The organism is Pseudomonas palleroniana, assembly GCF_003031675.1.
GTDB lineage: Bacteria > Pseudomonadota > Gammaproteobacteria > Pseudomonadales > Pseudomonadaceae > Aquipseudomonas > Aquipseudomonas palleroniana.
This window is the reverse complement of the sequence record NZ_PYWX01000011.1, coordinates 1-23,584: the sequence shown is the minus strand read 5'-3', so window position 1 is coordinate 23,584 and position 23,584 is coordinate 1. Positions and strand designations below refer to the sequence as shown.

Sequence of the window (23,584 nt, the reverse complement as noted above, 5' to 3'; positions counted from 1 at the left end):
GCCTTATAACTTATCGGTCTAAAACTCCCACAAATGCCTCGGGTCAGTTTCAGGGTATGCGCCCTTTCGGCGCTGTGAGTTTTTTAGTCTCCCCAACGGAAAAACCGGTAAGGAATTTATGTGTGGATTAGCTGGCGAGCTACGTTTTGATCATCAACCTGCCGACCTGGCAGCAATAGAACGCATCACCCATCACTTGGCCCCGCGCGGGCCGGATGCCTGGGGCTTCCACGCCCAGGGCCCGATTGCGCTTGGCCACCGTCGCCTGAAAATCATGGACCTGTCGGACGGCTCGGCCCAACCGATGGTCGACGCCCATCTGGGCCTGTCCCTGGCCTTCAACGGCGCCATCTACAACTTCCCGGAACTCAGGACAGAACTGGAAGCTCTGGGCTACGTCTTCTACTCCGGCGGCGACACCGAGGTGCTGCTCAAGGGCTATCACGCCTGGGGCGAAGCGCTGTTGCCCAAGCTCAATGGCATGTTTGCATTTGCCATTTGGGAGCGGGATGCCCAGCGCCTGTTTATTGCGCGTGACCGTCTCGGCGTGAAGCCGTTGTACCTGTCGCGCACCGGTCAGCGCTTGCGCTTTGCTTCGGCGTTGCCGGCACTGCTCAAGGGGGGTGACATCAACCCGATCCTTGACCCGGTGGCACTCAACCATTACCTGAATTTCCACGCCGTGGTGCCGGCGCCGCGTACCTTGCTGGCCGGCATTGAAAAGCTGCCACCGGCCAGCTGGATGCGCATCGACGCCAACGGCAAGACCGAGCAGAAAACCTGGTGGACCCTGCCTTACGGCCCGCATGAGGATGAACGCAACCTCACCCTCGAAGACTGGACCGATCGCGTCCTCGACAGCACCCGCGAAGCCGTGGCGATCCGCCAACGTGCCGCCGTGGATGTCGGTGTGCTGCTCTCCGGCGGCGTCGACTCGAGCATGCTCGTCGGCCTGCTGCGCGAAGTCGGCGTAGAGGGCCTGTCGACCTTCTCCATCGGTTTTGAAGATGCAGGCGGCGAGCGTGGCGACGAGTTCCAGTACTCGGACCTGATCGCCCGGCACTACAACACCCGCCACCACCAGTTGCGCATCGCCGAAAGCGAGATTATCGAGCAACTGCCTGCGGCCTTCCGCGCCATGAGCGAGCCGATGGTCAGCCACGACTGCATCGCCTTCTACCTGCTGTCTCGGGAAGTGGCCAAGCATTGCAAAGTGGTGCAGAGCGGCCAGGGCGCCGATGAGTTGTTCGCCGGTTACCACTGGTATCCGCAGGTGGACGGCGCCAGCGATCCCTACAGCGCCTACCGCGAGGCGTTCTTCGACCGCAGCTACGACGACTACGCCGCCACCGTCGCCCCGAAATGGTTGACCGCCAACGACGCTGCGGGCGACTTCGTACGCGATCATTTCGCGATGCCGGGGGCGGATGCTGCAGTGGACAAGGCGCTGCGCCTGGACAGCACCGTGATGCTGGTGGACGACCCGGTCAAACGCGTCGACAACATGACCATGGCCTGGGGCCTGGAAGCGCGTACACCGTTCCTGGACTACCGCCTGGTGGAACTGTCGGCTCGCGTGCCAGGCCAGTTCAAATTGCCCGATGGCGGCAAACAGGTGTTGAAAGAGGCGGCGCGCCGCGTCATCCCCAGCGAGGTCATCGACCGCAAGAAAGGTTACTTCCCGGTGCCCGGTCTCAAGCATTTGCAGGGTGATACCCTCAATTGGGTGCGCGACCTGCTGCTGGACCCCAGCCAGGACCGAGGCCTGTTCAACCCGGCCACACTGGACCGCCTGCTCACCGACCCGCAAGGTCAACTGACCCCGTTGCGCGGCTCAAAACTGTGGCAACTGGCGGCGCTGAACCTGTGGCTCAGCGAACAAGGAATCTGATCGATGAAACCCCATGCAGCGGCTTACAGCCAACGTTTGCTCAAGGGCCAGGCGCCGTCCTACGAGCGCCTGCAAGCCCGACTGGCCGAGGATGGCAACCCGCACCACGCTGAACCGATTGCCGTGCATTGCGGCTGGGGCCGGTTACTGATCGGCCATACGTTTCCCGACCCCGCCAGCCTGGCCGAAGAACTGCTCAAGGAGCAGCCTGGGGAGCGCGATATCGCGCTGTACGTGGCCGCGCCTCAGCAGATTCTCGGGCTCGACCCGCAACAATTGTTCCTCGACCCCTCCGACACCCTGCGCCTTTGGTTTACCGACTATCGCCCGGCCACCCGCGTATTTCGCGGCTTTCGCATACGCCGCGTACAGACCGATGCCGACTGGCAGGCGGTCAACCTGCTGTACCAGGGACGCGGCATGTTGCCCGTCGACGCGGCCCGTCTCACGCCCCGCCACCAAGGCGGCCCGGTGTATTGGCTGGCCGAAGACGAAGACAGCGGCGCGGTGATCGGCAGCGTAATGGGCCTCAATCATCAGAAAGCCTTTCACGACCCGGAACACGGCAGCAGCCTGTGGTGCCTGGCGGTCGACCCGCAGTGCACTCGCCCCGGCGTGGGTGAAGTACTGGTGCGCCACTTGGTCGAGCATTTCATGAGCCGTGGCCTGAGTTATCTCGACCTGTCGGTGCTGCACGATAACCGCCAGGCCAAGAACCTTTACACCAAGCTGGGTTTCAGGGCGCTGACCACGTTTGCGATCAAGCGCAAGAATGGCATCAACCAACCATTGTTTCTGGGGCCGGGTCCGCAGGCGCAATTCAACCCCTATGCACGGATCATCGTCGAAGAAGCCCATCGCCGGGGCATCGATGTACAGGTCGATGATGCCGAGGCCGGCTTGTTCACCCTCAGCCATGGCGGGCGCCGTGTGCGCTGTCGTGAATCCCTCAGCGACCTGACCAGCGCGATCAGCATGACCTTGTGCCAGGACAAAAGCCTGACCCACAAAGTACTCAAGGCGGCGGGTTTGAACTTGCCGGCACAACAATTGGCAGGCAGTGCCGATGACAACCTCGAGTTTCTCGATGAGCACCAGCGCATCGTGGTCAAGCCGCTGGACGGCGAGCAAGGCCAGGGCGTGGCGGTGGACTTGCAGACCATCGAAGACGTGCAACAGGCCATCGAGGCGGCACGCCAGTTCGACAGCCGGGTGTTGCTTGAGAGCTTTCACCAAGGCCTGGACCTGCGCATTCTGGTGATCGGCTTTGAAGTGGTCGCCGCCGCGATCCGTCGCCCGGCCGAAGTCACCGGCGATGGTCACCACAGCATCCGCGCCTTAATCGAGGCCCAAAGCCGTCGCCGCCAAGCGGCCACCGATGGCGAAAGCAAGATCCCGCTCGATGGCGAAACCGAGCGCACACTGCATGCCGCCGGCTATGACTACGACAGCATCCTGCCACCTGGCCAGACCCTGGCGGTGCGCCGCACGGCCAACCTGCACACCGGTGGCTGCCTGGAAGATGTCACCGCGATCCTGCATCCCACCCTGGCGGATGCCGCCGTGCGAGCCGCCCGTGCCCTGGACATCCCGATGGTGGGCCTGGACCTGATGGTGCCCGCGGCAGACCAGCCCGAGTACGTGTTTATCGAAGCCAATGAGCGCGCCGGCCTGGCCAACCATGAGCCGCAACCCACTGCGCAAAAATTTGTGGACTTGCTGTTTCCCCACAGCTGAACGATCCGACCTTAGGAGTCTTTATGAGCCGAACCATCCCCGAACCGGATCTGAACTACCTGCAAAAAGTCCTCCTGGAAATGCTCGCCATTCCCAGCCCGACCGGATTTACCGACACCATCGTGCGCTACGTCGCCGAGCGCCTGGAAGAACTGGGCATTCCGTTCGAAATGACCCGGCGCGGCACCATTCGCGCCACCCTGAAGGGTCAGAAAAACAGCCCGGACCGCGCCGTCTCTGCGCACCTGGACACCATCGGTGCGGCGGTACGGGCGATCAAGGACAATGGTCGCCTGAGCCTGGCGCCGGTGGGCTGCTGGTCGAGCCGGTTTGCCGAAGGCAGCCGGGTCAGCCTGTTTACCGACAACGGTGTGATTCGCGGCAGTGTGTTGCCGCTGATGGCCTCCGGGCATGCCTTCAACACCGCAGTGGATGAAATGCCGGTGAGTTGGGACCATGTGGAACTGCGCCTGGACGCCTACTGCGCCACCCGCGCCGACTGCGATTCGCTGGGCATCAGCGTGGGCGACTATGTGGCCTTCGACCCATTGCCCGAATTCACCGAGAGCGGGCATATCAGCGCCCGCCACCTGGACGATAAAGCCGGCGTCGCGGCCTTGCTCGCCGCCCTCAAGGCCATCGTCGACAGTGGCGAACCGTTGCTGATCGACTGTCACCCGCTGTTCACCATCACCGAAGAAACCGGCAGTGGCGCGGCGGCCGCCCTACCCTGGGATGTCAGTGAATTCGTGGGGATCGACATCGCGCCGGTCGCACCCGGCCAGCACTCCAGCGAGCACGCCGTGAGCGTTGCGATGCAGGACTCCGGTGGGCCGTATGACTATCACCTGTCTCGCCACCTGCTGCGCCTGGCCAATGACAACGAGCTGCCGGTACGCCGCGACTTGTTCCGTTACTACTTCAGCGATGCCCACTCGGCCGTCACCGCCGGCCACGACATCCGCACCGCCCTGCTGGCCTTCGGCTGCGACGCCACCCACGGCTACGAACGTACGCACATCGACAGCCTGGCCGCGCTCAGCCGCCTGTTGGGCGCTTATATTCTCAGCCCGCCGGTATTCGCCAGCGATGCACAGCCGGCCCAGGGCTCTCTGGACAGATTCAGCCATCAACTGGAACACGAGACGCAGATGGAGAGCGACACTCGCGTGCCGTCGGTGGACAGCCTGGTCGGTCAGAAGTCCTGACGCTGCTGGTAACCAGGGCCCCGGCGCAGTAGGATCGCCGGGACCCTACCTCTGAGGCTTGTATGCTGATTCCCTACGATGCACTTGAAGTCGATACCCTGACCCGGCTCATCGAAGACTTCGTCACCCGCGACGGCACCGACAATGGCGACGACACGCCGCTGGAAACCCGCGTACTGCGCGTACGTCAAGCCCTGACCAAGGGCCAGGCGCTGATCGTATTCGACCCCGAGAGCGAGCAATGCCAGTTGATGCTCAAGCACGATGTGCCCAAGCATCTGTTCGACTGAGGACGTTTCAGGGGTTGGTGGCGGTGTGGGGTTGGGCTGCCTGGCGTTCGAGTATCTTCTGGTAGACCTCGGCACGGTGCACCTTGACGCCCACGGGCGCCGCGATACCGAATTTTACCTGGGTACCGTTCAGTTCGAGGATATGCAAAGCGATGTCATCGCCGATGGAGATGATTTCGCCTATGGCGCGGCTTAAGACCAGCATGGCGGTTGTCCTTTTGGAGTGACAGGACCTTGACCATGCGCGCTTGAATAGGGCCCAGCAATGGCTTGCGGTCAAATCAGGCACTACCTACATCAACAGGTAATTTGCCTGACAGACTGCACGCTAATCAGCCCTTAACGGCTTGCGCCTTGGCCCGCATCTTGTCGGCCATCAGCGTCATTTCGTCGTAGAGCAATTGCGGGTTCTTTTGCTTCAAGGCCCAGGCCATCCGCCCCTGCTCATGGGGCAGAATCATGAATTCACCTGCGGCCACGCGCTGGTAGATGTAATCGGCAATGTCTGCCGCCGAGATCGGCGAGCTTTCCAGCAACTTGCCCACCTGCGCCTTCATCGCCGGGGTCGGCCCCCGGAAAGAGTCGAGCAGGTTGGTCTGGAAAAACGACGGGCACACCACATGCACACCCACTTCCTGCTGCTTGAGTTCCACCAGCAGGCTTTCCGACAGCGCCACCACACCGGCCTTGGCCACGTTGTAGTTGCTCATCGCCGGCCCCTGCATCAGCGCCGCCATCGAGGCGATGTTGATGATCCGGCCCTTGCTCTTCTCCAACAGCGGCAGGAACGCCTTGCATCCCTTGACCACGCCCATCAGATTGATTGCAATCTGCCAGTCCCAATCCTCCAGGGACAATTCGGCGAAGAAGCCGCCCGACGCGACCCCGGCATTATTGACGATGACATCAATGCCGCCGAGCTTCACCTCGCACGCTTGGGCAAGCGCCGTGAGCTGGCTGTAGTCACGCACATCACAGCGCTGGGTGAAGCCATCACCACCGGCCTCGCGCACCTGCTTGAGGGTTTCCTGCAAGCCCGGCTCGCTGACATCCGACAAGGCCAACTGCCAACCTTCACGGGCCCAGCGCAGAGCGATTTCACGACCCAGCCCGGACCCGGCGCCAGTGATCATCATGCGATTTTGCATAGAGAAGTTGCCTTGTGTTCTCGGAAGTAGTGCTCGGCAGTGTAGCGAAGGTTTTTCGCGTACCCACGCACCATCCAATTGATGAATGCCTCGGGCAAACCGGCGAGCGGGTACGAGGCTGGCTTATCGGGTAAGTTCAATCTTTTTCAACTAAGCCTGGCTATTTGCGAGCGCATTAAAAGAAATAAGAAAGTTTGCAAAATGCTTTAAAGAAACAGGGAATTTTCTTTAAAGGGGCACAGTCGGAGTTATCAAGGCGTCCGTGAACAACTGGCGGGCCTCTCGTTAAACAACCGGTCTTTACCCAAGGCCAATAAGGAAGAAAATATGAGCCTCATTCTGATCATTATCCTGATCCTGCTGTTGGTCGGCGGCTTGCCGGTGTTCCCTCACTCGCGTAATTGGGGCTATGGCCCATCGGGTATCCTGGGTGTCGTGCTGGTCGTTCTGCTGGTGTTGCTGTTGCTCGGTCGCATATAAGCGCCGCCCAAAAAAAGAGGCCTCATATAGAGGCCTCTTTTTTATTGCCGGTTAGTTAGTCCGGCTTGCCATCCACCACACCGGCCGTGTTATCCAGCAGGCTCTTGGTTGCGGTTTGCAGGAACGACTCAAGCTTCTGCTTCAAGGCCGCCTCATCCGGCGAGTCCGGAATGACTTTGCCTGTCGGGTTTTCGCCCAACTCGTATTGCCACAGCTTCGGTGGCATTTCCTTAGGCAATACCAGCACGCGGTCGTCGGTGAGCAAGGCGACGGTCTGGTCGCTGCCCGATGGCTTGATCACGCCGAAGCCCTTGTCGCCTTCCGGCAGGTTCAGCAAGTCACGGCCCCAGCACTGGTGCAGGGTGTCACCGCCGAGGCGGCCCATGATGGTCGGCACGATGTCGATCTGGGTGCCCACGGTGTGGTCACGCACGCCGAACTTCTCCTGCATGCCCGGTGCGATCATCAGCATTGGCACGTTGAAGCGGCCCAGGTCCATCTCGGTGATCTGCTGTTCGTTACCAAAACCGTGGTCGCCCACGATCACGAACAGGGTTTCCTTGAAGTACGGCTCTTTACGGGCTTTTTCAAAGAACTGGCCCAAGGCCCAGTCGGAGTATCGCATGGCGGTCAAATGCTCGTTGAGGCTGCCACGGTCGGTGACTTTCTCTACCGGCAATGGCGTCGGCAACGCGTACGGCGTGTGGTTGGACAGGGTTTGCAGCAGTGCGTAGAACGGCTTGCCGCCTTCGCGGGCTTTCAACTCTTCCAGGCCACGGTTGAACATGTCCTGGTCGGACACGCCCCAGGTCGGGTCGGAGAACACCGGGTTGACGAAGTCGTTACGCCCGATGAAGTTGGTCATGCCCTGGTTGCTGAAGAAGCCCGACTGGTTGTCCCAGGCGAAATCGCCGTTGTAGACATACACGTCGTCAAACTTGCGGGCGCTGAGCAACTGCGGCAGGCCCGATAGCTTGTGGCTGCCTTCGGGTGTCTGCATCAGGTATTCGAAACCCGGCAGGTTCGGGAAGCAGGCCATGGTGGCGAACATACCCTGGTGGGTGTGGGTGCCGTTAGAGAAGAAGCGATCGAACAGCAAGCCTTCCTTGGACAGTTTGTCGAAGTACGGCGTGATATTGCCCGGACGCCCCAAGGCGCCTACCGAGTGACCGGCAAAGCTCTCCATCAGGATCACCACGACGTTCTTGATCGGCAGGGTCTTCTCGGCCGGTGGCGTGAAGTCACGGCGCACGGCGGCGCTGGCGGTGTCTACCAGCTTCTCATGGGCCGGCAGCAGCAACATGTCGCGCACGGTCCGGGTCGCCAGCGGCTGGTCCAGGGTGGCCTTCCAGATGTTGGTACGCTCTTCGGAGAAACGCGCCTTGGCGGCGGCAATCAGCGACAGGGTGCCGTTCAAACCCAGCTGGTTGGCGAAATTCGAGTCGGTGGTGTAGACATCCCCCCAACGCAGCGGCGGGCCCTGGCGCAGGGTGCCGCGAATGGCGACGGTAGCGATCAACAGGCAGACCACGAACACCGCAATGCGGGTGTACCACGGCGCCACCTGGCGCGTGCCGATGCTGCCGCCGCTGAACGGGCCACGGGGGCGCGTTGCGCGGTCGGCACCTTTGAAGGCCATGCTCAGGATCAGCGTACCCACGGCCCAGGCCAGCAGGTAACGCACCACCGGGAAACCGTACCAGAGCATGCTCATCACGGTTTTCGGGTCTTCCTTCACGTATTGGAAGACCAGGCCGTTGAGGCGCTGGTGGAACTCGCGGTAGAAGTCCATTTCCATCAGGCCCAGGAACAGGGCAATGCTGGACGCGACGGTCAGCCACAAACGGAAGAACCCCCGCGCCGCCATGGCTCGCACGCTGAACAACGCCAGCAGCAGCGGCACCAGCGCATACATCACAAAGCGGATGTCGAAGCGCGTACCGTTGGCGAACGCTTCGAGAAAGGTCGAGGCCGGCGTATCGAGGATCATCTCACGGTTGTAGACCAGCAGCGCCAGGCGCAGCAGGGAGAACATCACCATCATGACCAGTGCGCAAAGCAGTGTGTACGCCAGATGGGATTTGACGGTCGGTTGCAGCAGGCGATTTGAAGCTCGCTGCTGATTCAGGGCGTCCGGGTTTGCCATGTCGTTTCAGGACCCATTGGAAGTTTAAGTTTCGAAGTAATGCAGTGGCGCGAATGGTGCCCGATCAACGGCGGCAAGGCTATTAATTACTGAACGCGCACCACTGCCCCACCGTGAATGGCACTCGAAATAGAGCCTTTGGATGGGAGATGAAGCCGGCGAATTGTCTTGGATGAGATGTGAAAATTTCGTGCACCGAATATTTCGACACACAAATTTCCCAACTACTGGGAAAGCAAATGTGGGAGGGGGCTTGCTCCCGATGGCGGTGTAACAGTCAACGAATGTGTTAACTGAAACACCGCCATCGGGAGCAAGCCCCCTCCCACATTATTCACTGTAGCCATATATGGACTGTGGCCACTCCAATGGAGTGACTTGTCAGATCCGCACGTTGCCGCGCGGCCCGGCAATTGCCCAGATGATCAGGCCCAATACCGGCAGCAACAGGATCAACAAGATCCACAGCACTTTGGCGCCCGTGCTCGCGCCGCTTTTGAACACGTTGATGATCGCCCAGATATCCAGCGCCAGAATGATCAGGCCGATCAGGCCATTAAAAGTGGAACCCATGGTGTCGCTCCTAAGTGAGGGCATGCACTTGTAGGATAGTCAGCCCTGGCAGGGGTTCCGTTTTATTTCAGACGTGTACGGCAACGCGCAGGGCTTCCAGGGACGGCTCGGCCTTGATCCCCACTTGCGCGCACAGTTCCAGCACCCGTGGCAGGTCGTTGCCGTACACCAGCACCGCCTGGATTTCGTCATCGAGCAATTGGCTGAAATTCATCAGCACGTAACCGCCCTCTTCCTGGCTGAGGGCACTCATCTGGATCTGAATGCGGTTCAGCGCGGTGAGATCGTCGGTCTTGGCCAGTTGCTTGGGTTTGAGGTTGAACGGCACGCCCGGACCGAACGAGGCAACGATCTGCGCAAACAGGTCGCCGTAGGTGTCGGCCTGGAACAGTGCAGTCTCCGGCAGGCTGCCGACCACCACCCACTCACCCAACGGGATAGGAAACGTATCGTCGTAGTTGATATCCGGGTTGGCGGCCAGAAAAGCCACAGGGTCGGCGTAGGCCTGGGCCGCCTCGTTGGCGATGCGCGCCACTTCGTCCTCGCCCATGACGCCGGCGCTGATTTTGCTGATGAGTTCGACGAGGGCGGTTTTCATGGGCGGATCCTGTGGCGGGCGGGTTTTCGAGGGCGCGTAGCCTACACCAGTTTCTGCAAATGCGCCGCCGTATCCACCGCCCCCATGGTCTGCGCCGCCGCCAGCGCGGTCGCGCCCTGGGCATCGACCGCCTTGGGGTCAGCGCCCTGGCCGAGCAGGTAATCGACCATTTCAACGCGATTGAACATCGCCGCCATCATCAACGCCGTGCGGCCGTCCGAGGACGCGGCATCCACTGGCGTGCCGCCTTCGATCAGCGCCTTGACCACCGGCAGGTTGCCCTTGAACGCTGCGCCGGCGATCGGCAGTTGGTTCTTGTCATTGGCGATCTGCGGGTCAGCCTTGAATTCCAGCAGCACCTTAACCGCCTCGGCATGACCATGGTAGGCCGCGAGCATCAGCAACGTGTCGCCGTTATGGTTGCGAAAGTTGGCCGGCAAGCCTTTCGCCAGCAACGCCGCGAGCATGGCGGCATCGCCTTTGCGGGCCACGTCGAAGACCTGTTCGGCAAATTCGGCGGCTTCTTCTTCGGTCATTTGTTTGGCGTGGTCTGACATGCGAGGGCTCCATAAGGGGGTGCTGTATAGGGTGCCAGTGTGGCGGCTGAGTTCCTCACGGTCATGGCTTTTTTGTCAAAAGCCCTCATAGGCAGAATCAATAGCGGAACTGGCCACCCTGAATCTGCGCCAGCAATTGCCCGGTCATCGGCACGTAGCAGTCCGAACCCGGCAGCCACGCGTAGACGGGGTCATTGCCCGACTTGCCAGGGTCGAAGGCCTCTTCCTTGAGCTTGACCTTCTGGTATTTGAAGGTACCGGTGGTTTCCATCTGCACCTTGATCCGCAGGAACAACGGTACTGCATAGTGTGGCAACTGGCCGTGGGCGAATTGCAGCAACTCACGCATATCCAATGACGCCAAGGACTCGCTGGGCGTGATCGCGACCATGCCCGCACGGCCATTGGTGTTTTCGATCTCGACGCCGTAGGCCACCACTTCGGCGATCTGCGGGTGCTGCAGCAGCACGTTCTCCACTTCGGTGGTCGACACATTTTCGCCCTTCCAGCGATAGGTATCGCCGAGGCGGTCGACGAATTGCGCATGGCCGAAGCCGATACTGCGCAACAAGTCACCCGTGTTGAAATAGCGGTCACCCTTCTCGAACACGTCGGTGAGCACCACCTTGCGGTTCTTCTCCGGGTCGGTGTAACCGTCGAAGGGCGACTTTTCATCGATCCTGGCCAGCAGCAACCCCTGCCCACCCGTTTGCACCTTGCGCATCAAGCCGTCGTGGCCACGCAGCGGCTCGCCCGAGTCGTGGGCGTAGTCCACCAGCGCCCAGTGCTGCAGGCAAAAACCGATGGTATTGTCGAAATTCAAGACATTGGTGAAGCCGATGTTGCCATCACTGGCGGCATACAGTTCACAGACATGCTCAACCCCGTAGCGTTGCTTGAACTGCGCCCACACCCCCGGACGCAGGCCATTGCCAACCATCTTGGTCACCCGATTATCGAGGTCTTGCACGCTGGGCGGCTGGTCGAGCAGGTAACGGCACAGCTCACCGACATAGCCCAGGGTGGTTGCGTTGAATTTGCGTGCATCGTCCCAGAACTGGCTGGCGCTGAATTTGCGGCGAATGGCGAACCCCGACGCCCCGACGATCGCCGAACCCCAGCACACACACAAGCCGGTGCCGTGATACAGCGGCAAGGTGCAATACAGGACGTCGTCCGTGCCCATGTCCAGGGCAATGCTGCCGAAGCTGACGGCGGTTTTGGTCCAGCGCCCGTGTTTCATGATCCCGGCCTTGGGCAAACCGGTGGTCCCGGAGGTGTAGATATAGAAGCAGGGATCGTTGCAGAAGATGTGCCCGGTGCTGTCGGGGTTGTCCACCGAACAGCCGACGCTGGCGGCCATCAGGTCAACATAGCCATCCGGTACCGCGCTCGTGGCTTGATCCGCGACAAACCAGGTCCTGGCCGCTTCGATCGCTACCTGATCACGCACCGCCGTGTGAGCGGCCACCAACTCTGCGCCCACGACGATCGCCACCGGGCTTACCAGGTTCAGGCTGTGCACCAGCGTCGCCTGGGTTTGGGACGTATTGAGCATGGCACAAACCCCGCCCAGCTTGGCCACGGCCAGCACGGTCAGGAGCAATTCGGGACGGTTTTCGATAAACACGGCAACCACATCCCCCTTGGCGACGCCCTGGGCGCGCAGGTGGTGCGCAATACGGTTGGCGCGCTGGTTGGTTTCGCTGTAACTGAGCACACTGTCGCCGTACAACAGTGCGGGGCCGTGTGGATTACGCAGCACCGCCTGTTCGAAATGCCAACCGAGCCCGCACGGCTGTCGGGGGTCAGTGACATTCGCCGCACGCATGCCCCGCACCACCCGTGGCAGGGCTCGAACGATGGCAGGCACCTTACGCAGCATCATGCCCCAGGTGATCATGTCGTCTTGCTGATGGCTCATGGCGGACGTCCTTTTTCTTATTCTTGGTCTGACCCACAACAACGCTGCTCCTGTAGGCAGGAGCCCAAACGTCTTGCAGGAAAATACGCCAGCGATTCTGTGGGTGTACACGCAGGATTTGAAAAGTTTTGTATCCCGGCCAGGCAAGACACAAAAACGGAATTTTGCGGCGAGCCAGCAGTCATTAACCGTAAGCGCAGTACGAAATGTTCTGCCTCGATAACGCAAAATGCAGGATGCACGATGGCCATTCATGCAAATTGCACGAAACCGAAAATCTAGAAATTTTATAAATTATTGATTTATAAAGACTTTTTAATCATCGCAATACTGGCACAATCACTGCACCTATCACTCCATGCTTGCCCACTTGAGCCAACGGAGCTGATAGACATGAGCCTGATCCAAGACAAATTCGCCTCTGTATTCTCCCAATACGAAGTCACCACTCAGCCGCGTCCCGATGGCGGTATCCTGTTGACCCTGCGCAACAGCGAAGGTAAACAGGTCAAGCGTTCGATTTCCTATCAGCAACTGCACACCGCCGATCAACTGACCTGGGTGATCAGCGCTATTCGCCGTGACCTGGCCGAACAAGCCAGTGAGCTACCGCAGATTTCGATGCTGCAAAGCCAGAACCGCTTTGCCCTGCCGACTTACCATTCGGCATAAACCCCACGTATACAAAAGGGCCGCGACGCCATCCAGCGTCGCGGCCCTTTTTGCTGTGCGTCAGCATAAGCCCTGGCGGGCGGCTTCGTTCATCGCCTGTACCCGGTTGGTCACGTCCAACTTGCCATAGATATTGCGCAGGTGGAATTTCACCGTCGCTTCGGAAGTGGCGCGGATCTGGCTGATCTCCCACACCGTCTTGCCCTCCGAGGCCCAGCGCAGGATCTCCAGTTCCGCTGGGGTCAAAGGTTTGCCGGACAAACTCATGCGCTTTCTGATCGCCGTCGGCAGGCTGACCAGCGGGTGACCTGACTTGACGGGGCCACTCATTGCTCTCTCCTTTGGTTTACAGAATCCTTGTCACCCTTCGGATTCCTCCTATTGACAGGCGACATAAACATCGAATCTGGAGAGAGTTACATAACGAATGGAATGAAAGCGCAGAACACAAAATAAACAGTCAAACCTTACAAGCAATTAAGCTTGTTCCCACAGCAATTTCAAACTTACCGGGGTTGAACATTCAAATACTGGTGGTTAGTCATCCAACCCTGGAAAAAGACGTGCAAGGGTGTCACCGGTAAAATCAGGCACTTGCCCTTCAACCGTGTTGAACAAGCGCAGCGTCACACAGTGCGGGTTGTCCCCCATGTCGAACCAATGGGGCAGGCCGGCGGGGATCACCAGCAGGTCATTTTTTTCACAGCGCACGCCGTACACGTAGTCGCCAATGTGCAGGCTGAACAGGCCTTGGCCCGCGATGAAGAAACGCGCTTCATCTTCGCTGTAACGGCGCTCGTCAAGGAACTGGGCGCGCAACTCATCCTTCTGTGGGTGGTCACGGGTCACGCTGGCCACCTCTGCGGCCGCATAGCCCAGGGTGTCGATCTGCGGCTGATAGGCCGCGATCATGGCCGTGTCGCTGGCGCCCTTTTCAATGACGCCAGGCTGCCAGCGCTCAAACCGCACGCCGTGTTCAGCCAGGGTCGAGCGGATATCGTCAAAGTGGGTCAACACCTTGTTCGGGGTATCGGGTGTGGCGACGGGGTAGACGGCTACATAACTCATTGCACGGTTCCTTGGTTCGGCTCTTGCAATCGAAGGCCCATGATAACGGCAGCGGCCAGGGCTGCGACGCTGGCAATACTAAAGGTGAAGGTCGGCCCCAACAGGTTCCAGCTGTAACCGGAGTACAGGGCGCCGACCGCCCCGCCCGTGCCGGCCAAGGCTGCGTACAATGCCTGGCCCTGGCCTTGCTGGCGGTCGCCGAAGCTGCGTTGCACAAAGGCAATCGCCGCGGCATGAAAACTGCCGAACGTGGCGGCGTGCATCACTTGCGCCAGCAACAGCACCCAGAAAAACTCAGCCAGTGTCCCCAGCAGCAACCAGCGCAGCGCTGCCAACAGGAAACTGGCCAGCAGCACCCGGCGTACCGAAAAGCGCGCGAGGATGCGGCTCATGGCCAGGAACATCAGTACTTCGGCGACCACCCCCATCGCCCACAGCAGGCCGATCACACCTCGGCTGTAGCCCAAGTGTTCAAGGTGCAGCGTGAGGAAGGTGTAATACGGCCCGTGGCTCATTTGCATCAAGGCCACGCAGAGATAAAACGCCAGCACCCCGGGACTGCGCAATTGCCTGAGAAACCCGTCACCGGCCAGGCGGTTGCCCTGGGTGGCTGGCTGCGCGTTGGGCACCCACAGGCTGGCGCCGATGATGCCGGCCATGATCACCACGACCACCACCGGGTAAATATCCAGGCTCAGCCAGTCGAACAGGCGCCCCATGATGACCACGGTCAAGATGAAGCCGATGGAGCCCCACAGGCGGATCTGACTGTAACGCGAGGTCTGTTTTTGCAGGTGGGCCAAGGTGATCACTTCAAACTGCGGCAGTACCGCGTGCCAGAAGAACGCATGCAGCGCCATCACCATGGCCAGCCAGGCGTAGGTCTTGCTGACGAATATCAGTGAAAAGCTCGCCAGGGTGCACACCGCGCCAAACCGCACGATGGCCAGCCGCCGGCCACTGTAGTCGCCGAGCCAGCCCCACAGGTTCGGCGCCACGCAGCGCATCAACATGGGGATGGCCACCAATTCGCCGATCCGTGCGCTGGGGAACCCCAGGTGATCGAAGTACAACGCCAGGAATGGCGCCGTCGCCCCAAGCAGGGCGAAATAGAACAGGTAGAAGCTGGAGAGGCGCCAGTATGGGAGGACGGGACTCATGCGTAGGGCTGCTTCGCGGCCCAGCGCGAGCAAGCTCGCTCGCCACAGTAAGCTCGCTCAACAGCACTGGACGTCACAGCTGGCCCAGCACCGGGGTACTCACCTGTACATCGGCGTTCTGCCCACGATTGCGCAGCAGGTGGTCCATCAGCACGATGGCCATCATCGCCTCGGCGATCGGTGTGGCGCGGATGCCCACGCACGGGTCATGACGGCCCTTGGTGATCACATCCACCGGGTTGCCGTGCACGTCGATCGAACGGCCAGGCGTGGTGATGCTCGATGTAGCCTTGAGCGCCAGGTGCGCAACAATCGGCTGGCCGGAAGAAATACCGCCCAGGATGCCGCCTGCGTTGTTGCTCAGGAAACCTTGCGGCGTCAGTTCATCACGATGCTCGGTGCCGCGCTGGGATACGCAGGCGAAACCGGCGCCGATTTCCACGCCCTTCACCGCGTTGATGCTCATCAGGGCGTGGGCCAGCTCAGCGTCCAGGCGGTCGAAGATCGGCTCGCCCAGGCCCGGCTTGACGCCCTCGGCGACCACGGTGATCCGGGCGCCGACGGAGTCCTGATCGCGGCGCAACTGGTCCATGTAGGCTTCCAGTTCCGGCACCTTGTCCGGGTCGGGGCTGAAGAAGGCGTTGTCTTCAACGCTGTCCCAGGTCTTGAACGGGATTTCGATCGGGCCCAGTTGGCTCATGTAGCCACGGATGACGATGCCCTGGGTGGCCAGGTATTTCTTGGCGATGGCACCGGCCGCCACGCGCATTGCGGTTTCGCGGGCCGAGCTGCGGCCACCGCCGCGGTAGTCGCGTTCGCCGTATTTGTGATGGTAGGTGTAGTCGGCGTGGGCCGGGCGGAACAGATCCTTGATCGCCGAGTAGTCCTTGGACTTCTGGTCGGTGTTGCGGATCAACAGGCCGATGGCGCAACCGGTGGTGCGGCCTTCGAAGACGCCGGAAAGGATTTCGACTTCGTCGGGCTCTTGACGCTGGGTGGTGTGACGGCTGGTGCCGGGCTTGCGGCGGTCCAGGTCACGCTGCAAGTCCTCCAGGGACAGCTCGAGGCCAGGCGGGCAGCCGTCGACAATGGCGACCAACGCCGGGCCATGGCTTTCGCCCGCGGTGGTGACAGTGAACAGCTTGCCGAAGGTATTGCCGGACATGCAGGGCGCTCCGTGAAATCAGTTGAATCAAGTCAACCGTAATAACTTAAGGCGGCCAGTATACGCAGGCTATCGGACTAGTTCATCCTCGAAACCTTACCGGTAGACGTTGGTCCAACCGGCACCTTCCTGATAATGGCGCGATGATGCTACGAGTTTTGCTTTTGACCCTCACCCTGTTTTCCAGCCTTGGCTTCGCCGCCTCCCCTGTCGTGCTGCAACGGCCTATCAGCCTGGACACCGGCAGCGGCGAGTTATTCGGTTCGCTCCTGCTGCCCAAATCCGACAAGCCGGTGCCGGTGGTACTGATCATCGCCGGCTCCGGCCCCACTGACCGCAACGGCAACAGCGCTGACGGCGCACGCAACGACAGCCTCAAGCGCCTGGCCTGGGTGCTGGCCCGCAATAACATTGCCAGCGTGCGCTACGACAAGCGCGGGGTGGCCGCCAGCCTCGCCGCAACCCCGGACGAGCGCAACCTGACCCTCGACGCCTATGTGGCCGACGCCGTGGCCTGGGGCAAGCTGCTCAAGCACGACACCCGCCTGGGCCCGCTGATCGTGCTGGGCCATAGCGAAGGCGCGCTGGTGGCCGCCCTCGCCGCGCCGCAACTTGACCCGGCGGGCGTCATTTCCCTCTCCGGCAGCGCCCGGCCGGTAGACCAGGTGATTCGCCAGCAACTGGCCAACCATCTACCTCCGGCCCTGCTGCTGCGCAGTAATGAGATCCTCGATCACCTCAAGGCCGGTCAAGTGGATGCCGATGTGCCTCGCCCGCTGGAAGGTATTTTCCGACCCAGCGTGCAGCCTTACCTGATCAGCCTGTTCCGCGCCGATCCTTCGGCCGCGTTCGCCAGATTGAAGATGCCGGCGCTGATCATCCAGGGCACCCACGACATTCAGGTCGGCGTCGCCGATGCCCAACTGTTGAAAAAAGCCAAGCCGGACGCGCAACTCACGGTAATCGAGGGGATGAACCACGTGATGCGCATCATCCCCAAGGATGTAAAGGAACAACTGGAGTCCTACAACGACCCGCAACTGCCCCTCGCGGCCGAGCTGGGCCAGCGCATCGTGCGCTTTATCGACGGACTTGGGCCCCGTTAAGCGACTATTTGCCTCCAGTCCTGAAGAACGCGGCCGATAAGCCCAGAGTCGATAGTAAAAAGACTGCCGACTCGCAAGGCTTGGACAGGATCGCGCCGCATGACAACCACCGAAGCTACACCAGAACCTACCGCCGACACCCCGGCTGAAAAAACCGAGGCCGTCGAGGCGGCGGCGCTGCCGTGGGCGGACGTACAGGCCGAACATTTCAAGATGCTGCGCCTGGCGCCGCTGACCACGGACCGCGCGACCGGCGCACGGCCCTTGCGCTTTGTGCAGTTCGGTTATGCCGAGCGCCACGACAAACATCGCAGCCTGTTGCGCATGGTCATCCAGTTGCCGGCGCAACGCGTGCGCCGTGAGCAGAACCACCTGGATATCTGGGTCGATCACGATACCCACCGCGTGCACTTCGGCCCGGGCAACAGCCTGGAAATCGAACCGGCCAACCGTGGCCTCGGCCGTTTCCTGGTCGCCCAGGGCGCGGCATGGGCCAAAAAGAAGTGGTCACACTACCGCGTCGACGGCGTGGACCTGGCCAACAAAGACGCCCTGAATGAAGCCACGCGCCTGCGCCGTGATCATTTCCTGCGCATCCAGGGTTTTGACGTGGCCTACGCCGACGTACAGCACCTCAAAGGCAACGTGCAGCCGAGCAAAGTCAGCGAAGTACTCGACAGCTGGAACACCGAGAAGGTGCAGTTCGTGGAGATTCTCGAGGCCGCACAGATGCTGCAACAGGCCGAGCACAACCTGGCCGAGCATGAAGTGAAGTTGCGCAAGGAAGAGGAGAAGGTCACCAAGTTCAAGCGTGAGGACAGCGGGTTGCGCTTCACCATCACTTGCCTGGTTGCGTTTACCGTGTTTCAGGCAGGCTTGCTGATCTGGATTGCCACGCACCGCTGACAGCGGGATGAAATGCAATAAACAGTGGGAGGGGCTTTCCCCCTCCCACATTGATCGGGTTCACACTAACCGGCTTAGACCCTGGCAGCAAACACTGCCTGATGCGCCCGGCACTGTTCTGCCGTGAGCATGAATACGCCGTGGCCACCGCGCTGGAAATCCAGCCAGGCGAAGTCCACTTCCGGGTACAACGCCTCGACGTGCACCTGGCTGTTGCCGACCTCGACGATCAGCAAGCCCTTCTCGGTCAAGTGGTCCGCCGCCTCGGCCAGCATGCGCCGCACCAGGTTCAAGCCATCATCACCACAAGCCAGGCCCAGCTCCGGCTCGTGCTGGTATTCCTCCGGCATATCGGCAAAATCTTCAGCATCCACATACGGCGGGTTGGACACGATCAGGTCGAACCGCTGACCCGGCAGGCCGTCAAAGCCATCCCCTTGCACGGTGTAGACACGCTCATCGACGCCATGGCGCTCGATGTTCTGGTTGGCGACTTCCAATGCCTCAAAAGACAAGTCGGCCAGCACCACCTCGGCCTCCTGGAATTCATAAGCACAAGCAATACCAATGCAGCCGGAGCCCGTACACAGGTCGAGAATGCGCGCCGGTGGCTGGGCCAACCAGGGTTCGAAGCGGTTTTCGATCAGTTCGCCGATCGGCGAGCGCGGGATCAACACGCGCTCGTCGACAATAAACGACAGGCCACAGAACCAAGCCTCTTTCAGCAGGTAAGCCGTGGGTAGACGCTCGTGGATGCGGCGATGCAACAAACGCTGCACATGGGAGATTTCCTCTTCTTCGAGGTTGCAGTCCAGGTAGCTGTCGGCAATTTCCCAGGGCAGGTGCAAGGCGCCGAGCACCAATTGCCGGGCTTCGTCCCAGGCATTGTCGGTGCCATGGCCGAAAAACAGATCTTCCCCATGGAAACGGCTGACAGCCCAACGGATATGGTCGCGCAAAGTGCGCAGGCGGGATGTAATCACGGGGCAGACTCCTGGAAAAAACGACTGGCGATTCTAACAGCCTTCGCCTGTCCCTTCGATGTACGAAAACACCTCACCACCCGTCGGATTTCATTCCATTTGCCATCATTGGACTCAACAAGCCACCCTCTTGACATCGCTGCACGTCAACAACGGCGTACCTTACGATGGTAGCGATTCACAGAACCGCTCAGCCAGTGGACAATGTCACAAAAGCCCCCCTCACAGGAGCCCCAGAATGTCCGTTCCAAAGACGATGTTTCAACTCAGCGGTCGTGGTTATGCAGCAGCCAACCTGAATCATGCGACCCTCGTGATCATCGACGCCCAAAAGGAATACCTCAGCGGTCCGCTTGCCCTCTCCGGCATGGATGCAGCCGTCAGTCATATCAAGCAACTGGTGTCATCAGCCCGCAACGCCGGGCGCCCGATCGTGCATGTGCGCCACCTCGGTACCGTCGGCGGCCTCTTTGACCCGCAAGGCGAGCGCGGCGAATTCATTCCGGGCCTGGAACCGCTCGGTGACGAAACCGTTATCGGCAAGCTGTTGCCCAGCGCCTTCCACGGGACCGGCCTGGAAAAACACCTGCAGGACCTTGGCTCCCTGGACTTGATCGTCTGCGGTTTCATGAGCCACTCCAGCGTCAGCACCACCGTGCGCGCCGCCAAGAACCTGGGCTTTCGCTGCACCCTGGTGGAAGACGCCTGCGCCACCCGCGACCTGCCTTACAAAGGTGGCGTCCTGAGTGCCGAGCACGTGCAACAGACCGAAATGGCCATCATGGCCGACAACTTTGCGACCTTGGCGTTGACCGAAGATCTGATCTGATCGACATCTGATGAGCGGCGTGGCGTATTAATCGCCCCGCTCATCCGCAATGCCCTCTCATTTGGCGCATTTACCTCTCTCCCAGGAACAAGTTGTGTATCTTCCGGTCGAAGGGCCGATACCCTGGAGGAAAGGTCGGAATGAAGATATCCGATGGTTTTGATGCTCGTCGCTTGCGCCCCAAGGGCCCGAGCAACTGGCGTCTGCGCCTGGTCGCCGGCTTTGCCGCGCTGGTGGCGATAGTAGGTCTGCTGTTGGCCGGCGCTGGTGGTGCCGGTTTGTCGGGGCACTCACCCGCCCTGGGTGAGCTGAATACCAGCCCTGGCGGTTCGGCCATTTTGTTGGTCACCGGCCTGTTGGTGCTGTGGTTGGGCGTGTGGTTGTGGCGTCGCAGCCGTCGACGGATGCGCCAACCCTTGTCTCTGAACATCGCTGCACACCTGATGAAAAAGCACGACTGATGGCGCTTGGATAGCGTTTCCTGCGCCCTGGCCGCCGCGATTTAGGTAAACTGCCCGCCCTTCGCGGAGGCCGATATGCAAGACGACGATTTCTCCCTGTTCAAAAACGAGCTGCGCGGCGTCAAGCCGATCAAGCACGACCGCGCCGACACCGGCAAACCCAAGACCGACCGGGCGCAGATTGCCAAGTTGCGCCAGGCCGCGACCGTGCGCACCGATGCCACCACGGTCGACGGTCTGTCTGACCAGTTCGTGATCGATGTCGGCCCCGAAGACGAGTTGATGTGGGCCCGCGACGGCGTGCAGGAAAGCCAGATGCGCAAGCTCAAGGTCGGGCAGATCCCGTTCGAAGGCAGCCTTGACCTGCACGGCATGAACGTCGAAAAAGCCCGCGAAACCCTCTGGGCCTTCCTGGCCGAAGCGACGAAATTCGAAATCCGTTGCGTGCGCGTCACCCACGGCAAGGCGGTGCGGCTCGACGGCAAGCGTCCGATGATCAAGAGCCACGTCAACACCTGGCTGCGCCAGCACCCCCAGGTACTCGGTTTTACCTCATGCCAGGCCCGCCACGGCGGCGCCGGCGCGGTGTATGTAATGCTCAAGCGCACCATGATGGAAGGGCGCGACGAGTAACCGGAATAAGGCGAAAACCCTGAGTTGTTCGTTTTTCGTAGCGGCCGGATAACGTGAAAGGCCGCACATTTACGAAAATCGAATATTGAAGCTCAAAAATTGACCAAATAGTATTTCGCTCCAACCGAGCGCTCACCTTATGGATATCGTCCTGCACCCGCTCGGTGCCCAGGTTTGTGCGGACGATTAAACATTGAGGTTTGCCATGCGTCTTTCCAAGCTCGCTCCATCCGCAGCACTGCTGAGTCTGATCTGCCTCCCCATCCATGCCGCTGACTTGACCGCACTGACGGGCGCTCTCTCGTCTGCTCTGGGTGGAGCAAACACCAACAACAACACCAACAACGCCAGTATCGCCTCCTGCCAGCAACAGATCCGCGACCTGCAGGCGAACCTCAACGCGGCGAATGCCAAGGGCGATACGTTGCGCGCCAGCGCGTTTCAAGCCGCGCTGACGCAGACAAACAAAACCTGCAGCAATACCGGCTATAACGCCCAAGCCCAAGTGAACACCGACCCACAGCGACAGCAAAACGTGAATAAGGCCGCCGATGCGATCAATGCCATCGGCGGCCTTTTCAAGTAAGCCCTGAGTCATCTGAAAAGCCCGCGATTGCGGGCTTTTTTTCAACTGCAAACTGGCTGGTCACGAGCAGCAGGTGCGTCACGCTACCGCACCGAAAAACGGGCATCCGGACGCATGCAGAAGGGGTTTTCGGACCGACAAACCCTGCACGCGGCGCTCGTCGCATTGAAGGGCAATACAACTGCCGCCACACTTACGCTACCATGTGCCCAATGGCAGGTATGAACCAACGCTTGATTGGTAAACATTTTTGGTACAGGCAGAAACCGTACCCTTCTAGAACCCATACGGAATAAAGCTCTGTGACATTGGAACAGAATTACACCGCGATCCTCGGCCAGCTCGGCGAGGACGTTTCCCGCGAGGGCCTGCTCGACACGCCAAAGCGTGCCGCCAAGGCGATGCAGTACCTTTGCCGCGGCTATGAACAGACCCTGGAAGAAGTCACCAACGGTGCCTTGTTCAGCTCTGACAACAGCGAAATGGTGCTGGTCAAGGACATCGAGTTGTACTCGCTGTGCGAACACCACCTGTTGCCGTTTATCGGCAAGGCCCATGTTGCCTACATCCCGAGCGGCAAAGTGCTGGGCCTGTCGAAGGTCGCGCGGATTGTCGACATGTATGCGCGTCGCCTGCAGATCCAGGAAAACCTCAGCCGCCAGATCGCCGATGCCGTGTTGCAAGTCACAGGCGCCCTTGGCGTGGCGGTGGTGATCGAGGCCAAGCACATGTGCATGATGATGCGCGGTGTGGAGAAACAGAATTCCTCGATGATCACTTCGGTGATGCTCGGTGAATTCCGCGAAAACGCGGCCACCCGCAGCGAATTCCTCAGCCTGATCAAATAACAGGTTGAGTAAGAAAAAACCGGCATTCATCGCCGGTTTTTTTTTCGCCCGCAAAATTCAGGTAAGCTGCGGCCCCTTCTGTATCGGGCAAGAGGTTTAAGCCATGTTCGTCAAAGCACTTCGAGTGGGCCTCGGCCACGTCATCATCGCGGGTGACTTGCTTACCCGTCCGCGCAAAAAGCAGCGCCCTGCCGAACAACAGGCCAAGGTCAACGCCGCCGCCAAGGACCTGACCCTGTATCAGTTCCATGCCTGCCCGTTCTGTGTGAAGACCCGTCGCACCCTGCACCGCCTGAATGTGCCGGTGGCGTTGAAGGACGCGAAGAATAACGAGCACGACCGCCAGACCCTGCTGGAACAAGGGGGCAAGATCAAAGTGCCGTGCCTGCGCATTGAAGAAAACGGCGAGACCACCTGGATGTATGACTCCAAGGTGATCATCGATTACCTGGACAAGCGTTTCGCCGCGATCTGACTGACCGATACCAATCAACTGGTGGGAGGGGGCTTGCCCCATCAGTCAGTTAAAGCTTAACGCTGTCACTGTGGGAGGGGGCTTGCTCCCGATGGCGGTGTGTCAGTCACGGTTTCTGAACCTGACACACCGCTATCGGG

26 protein-coding genes are annotated in these 23,584 nt (G+C 60.4%); 14 read left to right on the top strand and 12 right to left on the bottom strand.

Annotation, left to right across the window (positions count from 1 at the left end):
- Positions 1–118: 118 nt before the first annotated feature.
- From C9383_RS02985 to C9383_RS02970, 4 genes are all read left to right on the top strand, one after another.
- Positions 119–1,891: an N-acetylglutaminylglutamine amidotransferase gene (locus C9383_RS02985; RefSeq protein ID WP_090369645.1), complete on the top strand. Its 1,773-nt coding sequence runs from the start codon at positions 119–121 to the stop codon at positions 1,889–1,891.
- Between the two features lie 3 nt (positions 1,892–1,894).
- Positions 1,895–3,628 carry an N-acetylglutaminylglutamine synthetase gene (gene ngg / locus C9383_RS02980; RefSeq protein WP_060755939.1) on the top strand — a complete coding sequence of 578 codons (1,734 nt, stop codon included), beginning with the start codon at positions 1,895–1,897 and terminating at the stop codon, positions 3,626–3,628.
- A 23-nt stretch (positions 3,629–3,651) separates the two neighbouring features.
- The gene (locus C9383_RS02975) at positions 3,652–4,836 is read left to right on the top strand and encodes an osmoprotectant NAGGN system M42 family peptidase (protein ID WP_090369643.1); all 1,185 of its coding nucleotides are present in this window, start codon (positions 3,652–3,654) and stop codon (positions 4,834–4,836) included.
- Between the two features lie 62 nt (positions 4,837–4,898).
- Positions 4,899–5,126, top strand: coding sequence for a YheU family protein (locus C9383_RS02970; protein ID WP_003192759.1), 228 nt, complete (start codon positions 4,899–4,901; stop codon positions 5,124–5,126).
- Between the two features lie 7 nt (positions 5,127–5,133).
- On the opposite strand, the gene csrA is transcribed toward C9383_RS02970, so the two are convergent.
- Together csrA and C9383_RS02960 are read right to left on the bottom strand one after the other, a co-directional pair.
- Positions 5,134–5,331 carry a carbon storage regulator CsrA gene (gene csrA, locus C9383_RS02965; RefSeq protein WP_060755941.1) on the bottom strand — a complete coding sequence of 66 codons (198 nt, stop codon included), beginning with the start codon at positions 5,329–5,331 and terminating at the stop codon, positions 5,134–5,136.
- Between the two features lie 127 nt (positions 5,332–5,458).
- A complete protein-coding gene (locus C9383_RS02960; protein ID WP_090369641.1) occupies positions 5,459–6,274 on the bottom strand; it encodes an SDR family oxidoreductase in 816 nt (271 codons plus the stop codon).
- Between the two features lie 327 nt (positions 6,275–6,601).
- On the opposite strand from C9383_RS02960, the gene C9383_RS02955 reads away from it, so the two are divergent.
- Positions 6,602–6,754, top strand: a complete 153-nt coding sequence (locus C9383_RS02955) for a DUF3309 family protein (RefSeq protein WP_015885095.1) — start codon at positions 6,602–6,604, stop codon at positions 6,752–6,754.
- 55 nt (positions 6,755–6,809) lie between these two features.
- Here C9383_RS02955 and C9383_RS02950 read toward each other — a convergent pair whose 3' ends face one another.
- From C9383_RS02950 to C9383_RS02930, 5 genes are all read right to left on the bottom strand, one after another.
- The gene (locus C9383_RS02950; protein WP_090369638.1) at positions 6,810–8,900 is read right to left on the bottom strand and encodes an LTA synthase family protein; all 2,091 of its coding nucleotides are present in this window, start codon (positions 8,898–8,900) and stop codon (positions 6,810–6,812) included.
- 381 nt (positions 8,901–9,281) lie between these two features.
- Positions 9,282–9,473 carry a PLDc N-terminal domain-containing protein gene (locus C9383_RS02945; RefSeq protein WP_003172956.1) on the bottom strand — a complete coding sequence of 64 codons (192 nt, stop codon included), beginning with the start codon at positions 9,471–9,473 and terminating at the stop codon, positions 9,282–9,284.
- 67 nt (positions 9,474–9,540) lie between these two features.
- Complete coding sequence (locus tag C9383_RS02940; RefSeq protein ID WP_090369635.1) at positions 9,541–10,071, bottom strand: hypothetical protein; 531 nt, start codon at positions 10,069–10,071, stop codon at positions 9,541–9,543.
- 41 nt (positions 10,072–10,112) lie between these two features.
- Positions 10,113–10,628 (bottom strand): ankyrin repeat domain-containing protein, encoded by a 516-nt coding sequence (locus tag C9383_RS02935; RefSeq protein ID WP_090369632.1) that lies wholly within the window; start codon positions 10,626–10,628, stop codon positions 10,113–10,115.
- Positions 10,629–10,725: 97 nt separating this feature from the next.
- The gene (locus tag C9383_RS02930) at positions 10,726–12,552 is read right to left on the bottom strand and encodes a long-chain-acyl-CoA synthetase (RefSeq protein ID WP_090369630.1); all 1,827 of its coding nucleotides are present in this window, start codon (positions 12,550–12,552) and stop codon (positions 10,726–10,728) included.
- Between the two features lie 393 nt (positions 12,553–12,945).
- Between C9383_RS02930 and C9383_RS02925 the strand changes: the two genes are divergently transcribed.
- Positions 12,946–13,224, top strand: coding sequence for a DUF3509 domain-containing protein (locus tag C9383_RS02925; RefSeq protein ID WP_060755947.1), 279 nt, complete (start codon positions 12,946–12,948; stop codon positions 13,222–13,224).
- A 60-nt stretch (positions 13,225–13,284) separates the two neighbouring features.
- Here the strand turns inward: C9383_RS02925 and C9383_RS02920 are convergent, their stop codons facing one another.
- The 4 genes from C9383_RS02920 to aroC form a co-directional block, all read right to left on the bottom strand.
- A complete protein-coding gene (locus C9383_RS02920; protein WP_060755948.1) occupies positions 13,285–13,554 on the bottom strand; it encodes a response regulator transcription factor in 270 nt (89 codons plus the stop codon).
- Between the two features lie 207 nt (positions 13,555–13,761).
- The gene (locus C9383_RS02915; protein ID WP_090369628.1) at positions 13,762–14,292 is read right to left on the bottom strand and encodes a 1,2-dihydroxy-3-keto-5-methylthiopentene dioxygenase; all 531 of its coding nucleotides are present in this window, start codon (positions 14,290–14,292) and stop codon (positions 13,762–13,764) included.
- Positions 14,289–15,452: an MFS transporter gene (locus C9383_RS02910; RefSeq protein ID WP_090369625.1), complete on the bottom strand. Its 1,164-nt coding sequence runs from the start codon at positions 15,450–15,452 to the stop codon at positions 14,289–14,291. Before C9383_RS02910 ends, C9383_RS02915 begins: the two co-directional genes overlap by 4 nt.
- 73 nt (positions 15,453–15,525) lie before the next feature.
- A complete protein-coding gene (gene aroC / locus C9383_RS02905) occupies positions 15,526–16,617 on the bottom strand; it encodes a chorismate synthase (RefSeq protein ID WP_060755951.1) in 1,092 nt (363 codons plus the stop codon).
- Positions 16,618–16,760: 143 nt separating this feature from the next.
- Here aroC and C9383_RS02900 point away from each other — a divergent pair, with 143 nt between their 5' ends.
- Positions 16,761–17,723, top strand: coding sequence for an alpha/beta hydrolase (locus tag C9383_RS02900; protein WP_090369623.1), 963 nt, complete (start codon positions 16,761–16,763; stop codon positions 17,721–17,723).
- 99 nt (positions 17,724–17,822) lie between these two features.
- Positions 17,823–18,629 (top strand): hypothetical protein, encoded by an 807-nt coding sequence (locus C9383_RS02895; RefSeq protein ID WP_090369621.1) that lies wholly within the window; start codon positions 17,823–17,825, stop codon positions 18,627–18,629.
- Positions 18,630–18,703: 74 nt separating this feature from the next.
- Here the strand turns inward: C9383_RS02895 and prmB are convergent, their stop codons facing one another.
- A complete protein-coding gene (gene prmB / locus C9383_RS02890) occupies positions 18,704–19,612 on the bottom strand; it encodes a 50S ribosomal protein L3 N(5)-glutamine methyltransferase (RefSeq protein WP_060755954.1) in 909 nt (302 codons plus the stop codon).
- 238 nt (positions 19,613–19,850) lie between these two features.
- On the opposite strand from prmB, the gene C9383_RS02885 reads away from it, so the two are divergent.
- The 6 genes from C9383_RS02885 to C9383_RS02860 all read left to right on the top strand — a co-directional run bounded on the left by C9383_RS02885 (position 19,851) and on the right by C9383_RS02860 (position 23,444).
- A complete protein-coding gene (locus C9383_RS02885; protein ID WP_090369619.1) occupies positions 19,851–20,441 on the top strand; it encodes a cysteine hydrolase family protein in 591 nt (196 codons plus the stop codon).
- Positions 20,442–20,581: 140 nt separating this feature from the next.
- Positions 20,582–20,902, top strand: a complete 321-nt coding sequence (locus tag C9383_RS02880; protein ID WP_090369617.1) for a hypothetical protein — start codon at positions 20,582–20,584, stop codon at positions 20,900–20,902.
- Between the two features lie 75 nt (positions 20,903–20,977).
- Positions 20,978–21,535: a Smr/MutS family protein gene (locus tag C9383_RS02875; protein ID WP_090369615.1), complete on the top strand. Its 558-nt coding sequence runs from the start codon at positions 20,978–20,980 to the stop codon at positions 21,533–21,535.
- Positions 21,536–21,740: 205 nt separating this feature from the next.
- Positions 21,741–22,121: a DUF1090 family protein gene (locus tag C9383_RS02870; protein ID WP_060755958.1), complete on the top strand. Its 381-nt coding sequence runs from the start codon at positions 21,741–21,743 to the stop codon at positions 22,119–22,121.
- A gap of 302 nt (positions 22,122–22,423) precedes the next feature.
- On the top strand, positions 22,424–22,969 hold the full coding sequence (folE, locus tag C9383_RS02865; protein WP_003175229.1) for a GTP cyclohydrolase I FolE: 546 nt from the start codon (positions 22,424–22,426) through the stop codon (positions 22,967–22,969).
- Between the two features lie 103 nt (positions 22,970–23,072).
- Entirely contained in the window at positions 23,073–23,444 is a 372-nt protein-coding gene (locus C9383_RS02860; RefSeq protein ID WP_060755959.1) for a glutathione S-transferase N-terminal domain-containing protein, read from the top strand.
- Positions 23,445–23,584: the final 140 nt, after the last annotated feature.

Coding starts and splice junctions, on each gene's coding strand:
- C9383_RS02985 (WP_090369645.1), top strand. CDS start 119: ATGTGTGGATTAGCTGGCGAGCTACGTTTTGATCATCAACCTGCCGAC.
- ngg (WP_060755939.1), top strand. CDS start 1,895: ATGAAACCCCATGCAGCGGCTTACAGCCAACGTTTGCTCAAGGGCCAG.
- C9383_RS02975 (WP_090369643.1), top strand. CDS start 3,652: ATGAGCCGAACCATCCCCGAACCGGATCTGAACTACCTGCAAAAAGTC.
- C9383_RS02970 (WP_003192759.1), top strand. CDS start 4,899: ATGCTGATTCCCTACGATGCACTTGAAGTCGATACCCTGACCCGGCTC.
- csrA (WP_060755941.1), bottom strand. CDS start 5,331: ATGCTGGTCTTAAGCCGCGCCATAGGCGAAATCATCTCCATCGGCGAT.
- C9383_RS02960 (WP_090369641.1), bottom strand. CDS start 6,274: ATGCAAAATCGCATGATGATCACTGGCGCCGGGTCCGGGCTGGGTCGT.
- C9383_RS02955 (WP_015885095.1), top strand. CDS start 6,602: ATGAGCCTCATTCTGATCATTATCCTGATCCTGCTGTTGGTCGGCGGC.
- C9383_RS02950 (WP_090369638.1), bottom strand. CDS start 8,900: ATGGCAAACCCGGACGCCCTGAATCAGCAGCGAGCTTCAAATCGCCTG.
- C9383_RS02945 (WP_003172956.1), bottom strand. CDS start 9,473: ATGGGTTCCACTTTTAATGGCCTGATCGGCCTGATCATTCTGGCGCTG.
- C9383_RS02940 (WP_090369635.1), bottom strand. CDS start 10,071: ATGAAAACCGCCCTCGTCGAACTCATCAGCAAAATCAGCGCCGGCGTC.
- C9383_RS02935 (WP_090369632.1), bottom strand. CDS start 10,628: ATGTCAGACCACGCCAAACAAATGACCGAAGAAGAAGCCGCCGAATTT.
- C9383_RS02930 (WP_090369630.1), bottom strand. CDS start 12,552: ATGAGCCATCAGCAAGACGACATGATCACCTGGGGCATGATGCTGCGT.
- C9383_RS02925 (WP_060755947.1), top strand. CDS start 12,946: ATGAGCCTGATCCAAGACAAATTCGCCTCTGTATTCTCCCAATACGAA.
- C9383_RS02920 (WP_060755948.1), bottom strand. CDS start 13,554: ATGAGTGGCCCCGTCAAGTCAGGTCACCCGCTGGTCAGCCTGCCGACG.
- C9383_RS02915 (WP_090369628.1), bottom strand. CDS start 14,292: ATGAGTTATGTAGCCGTCTACCCCGTCGCCACACCCGATACCCCGAAC.
- C9383_RS02910 (WP_090369625.1), bottom strand. CDS start 15,452: ATGAGTCCCGTCCTCCCATACTGGCGCCTCTCCAGCTTCTACCTGTTC.
- aroC (WP_060755951.1), bottom strand. CDS start 16,617: ATGTCCGGCAATACCTTCGGCAAGCTGTTCACTGTCACCACCGCGGGC.
- C9383_RS02900 (WP_090369623.1), top strand. CDS start 16,761: ATGATGCTACGAGTTTTGCTTTTGACCCTCACCCTGTTTTCCAGCCTT.
- C9383_RS02895 (WP_090369621.1), top strand. CDS start 17,823: ATGACAACCACCGAAGCTACACCAGAACCTACCGCCGACACCCCGGCT.
- C9383_RS02885 (WP_090369619.1), top strand. CDS start 19,851: ATGTCCGTTCCAAAGACGATGTTTCAACTCAGCGGTCGTGGTTATGCA.
- C9383_RS02880 (WP_090369617.1), top strand. CDS start 20,582: ATGAAGATATCCGATGGTTTTGATGCTCGTCGCTTGCGCCCCAAGGGC.
- C9383_RS02875 (WP_090369615.1), top strand. CDS start 20,978: ATGCAAGACGACGATTTCTCCCTGTTCAAAAACGAGCTGCGCGGCGTC.
- C9383_RS02870 (WP_060755958.1), top strand. CDS start 21,741: ATGCGTCTTTCCAAGCTCGCTCCATCCGCAGCACTGCTGAGTCTGATC.
- C9383_RS02860 (WP_060755959.1), top strand. CDS start 23,073: ATGTTCGTCAAAGCACTTCGAGTGGGCCTCGGCCACGTCATCATCGCG.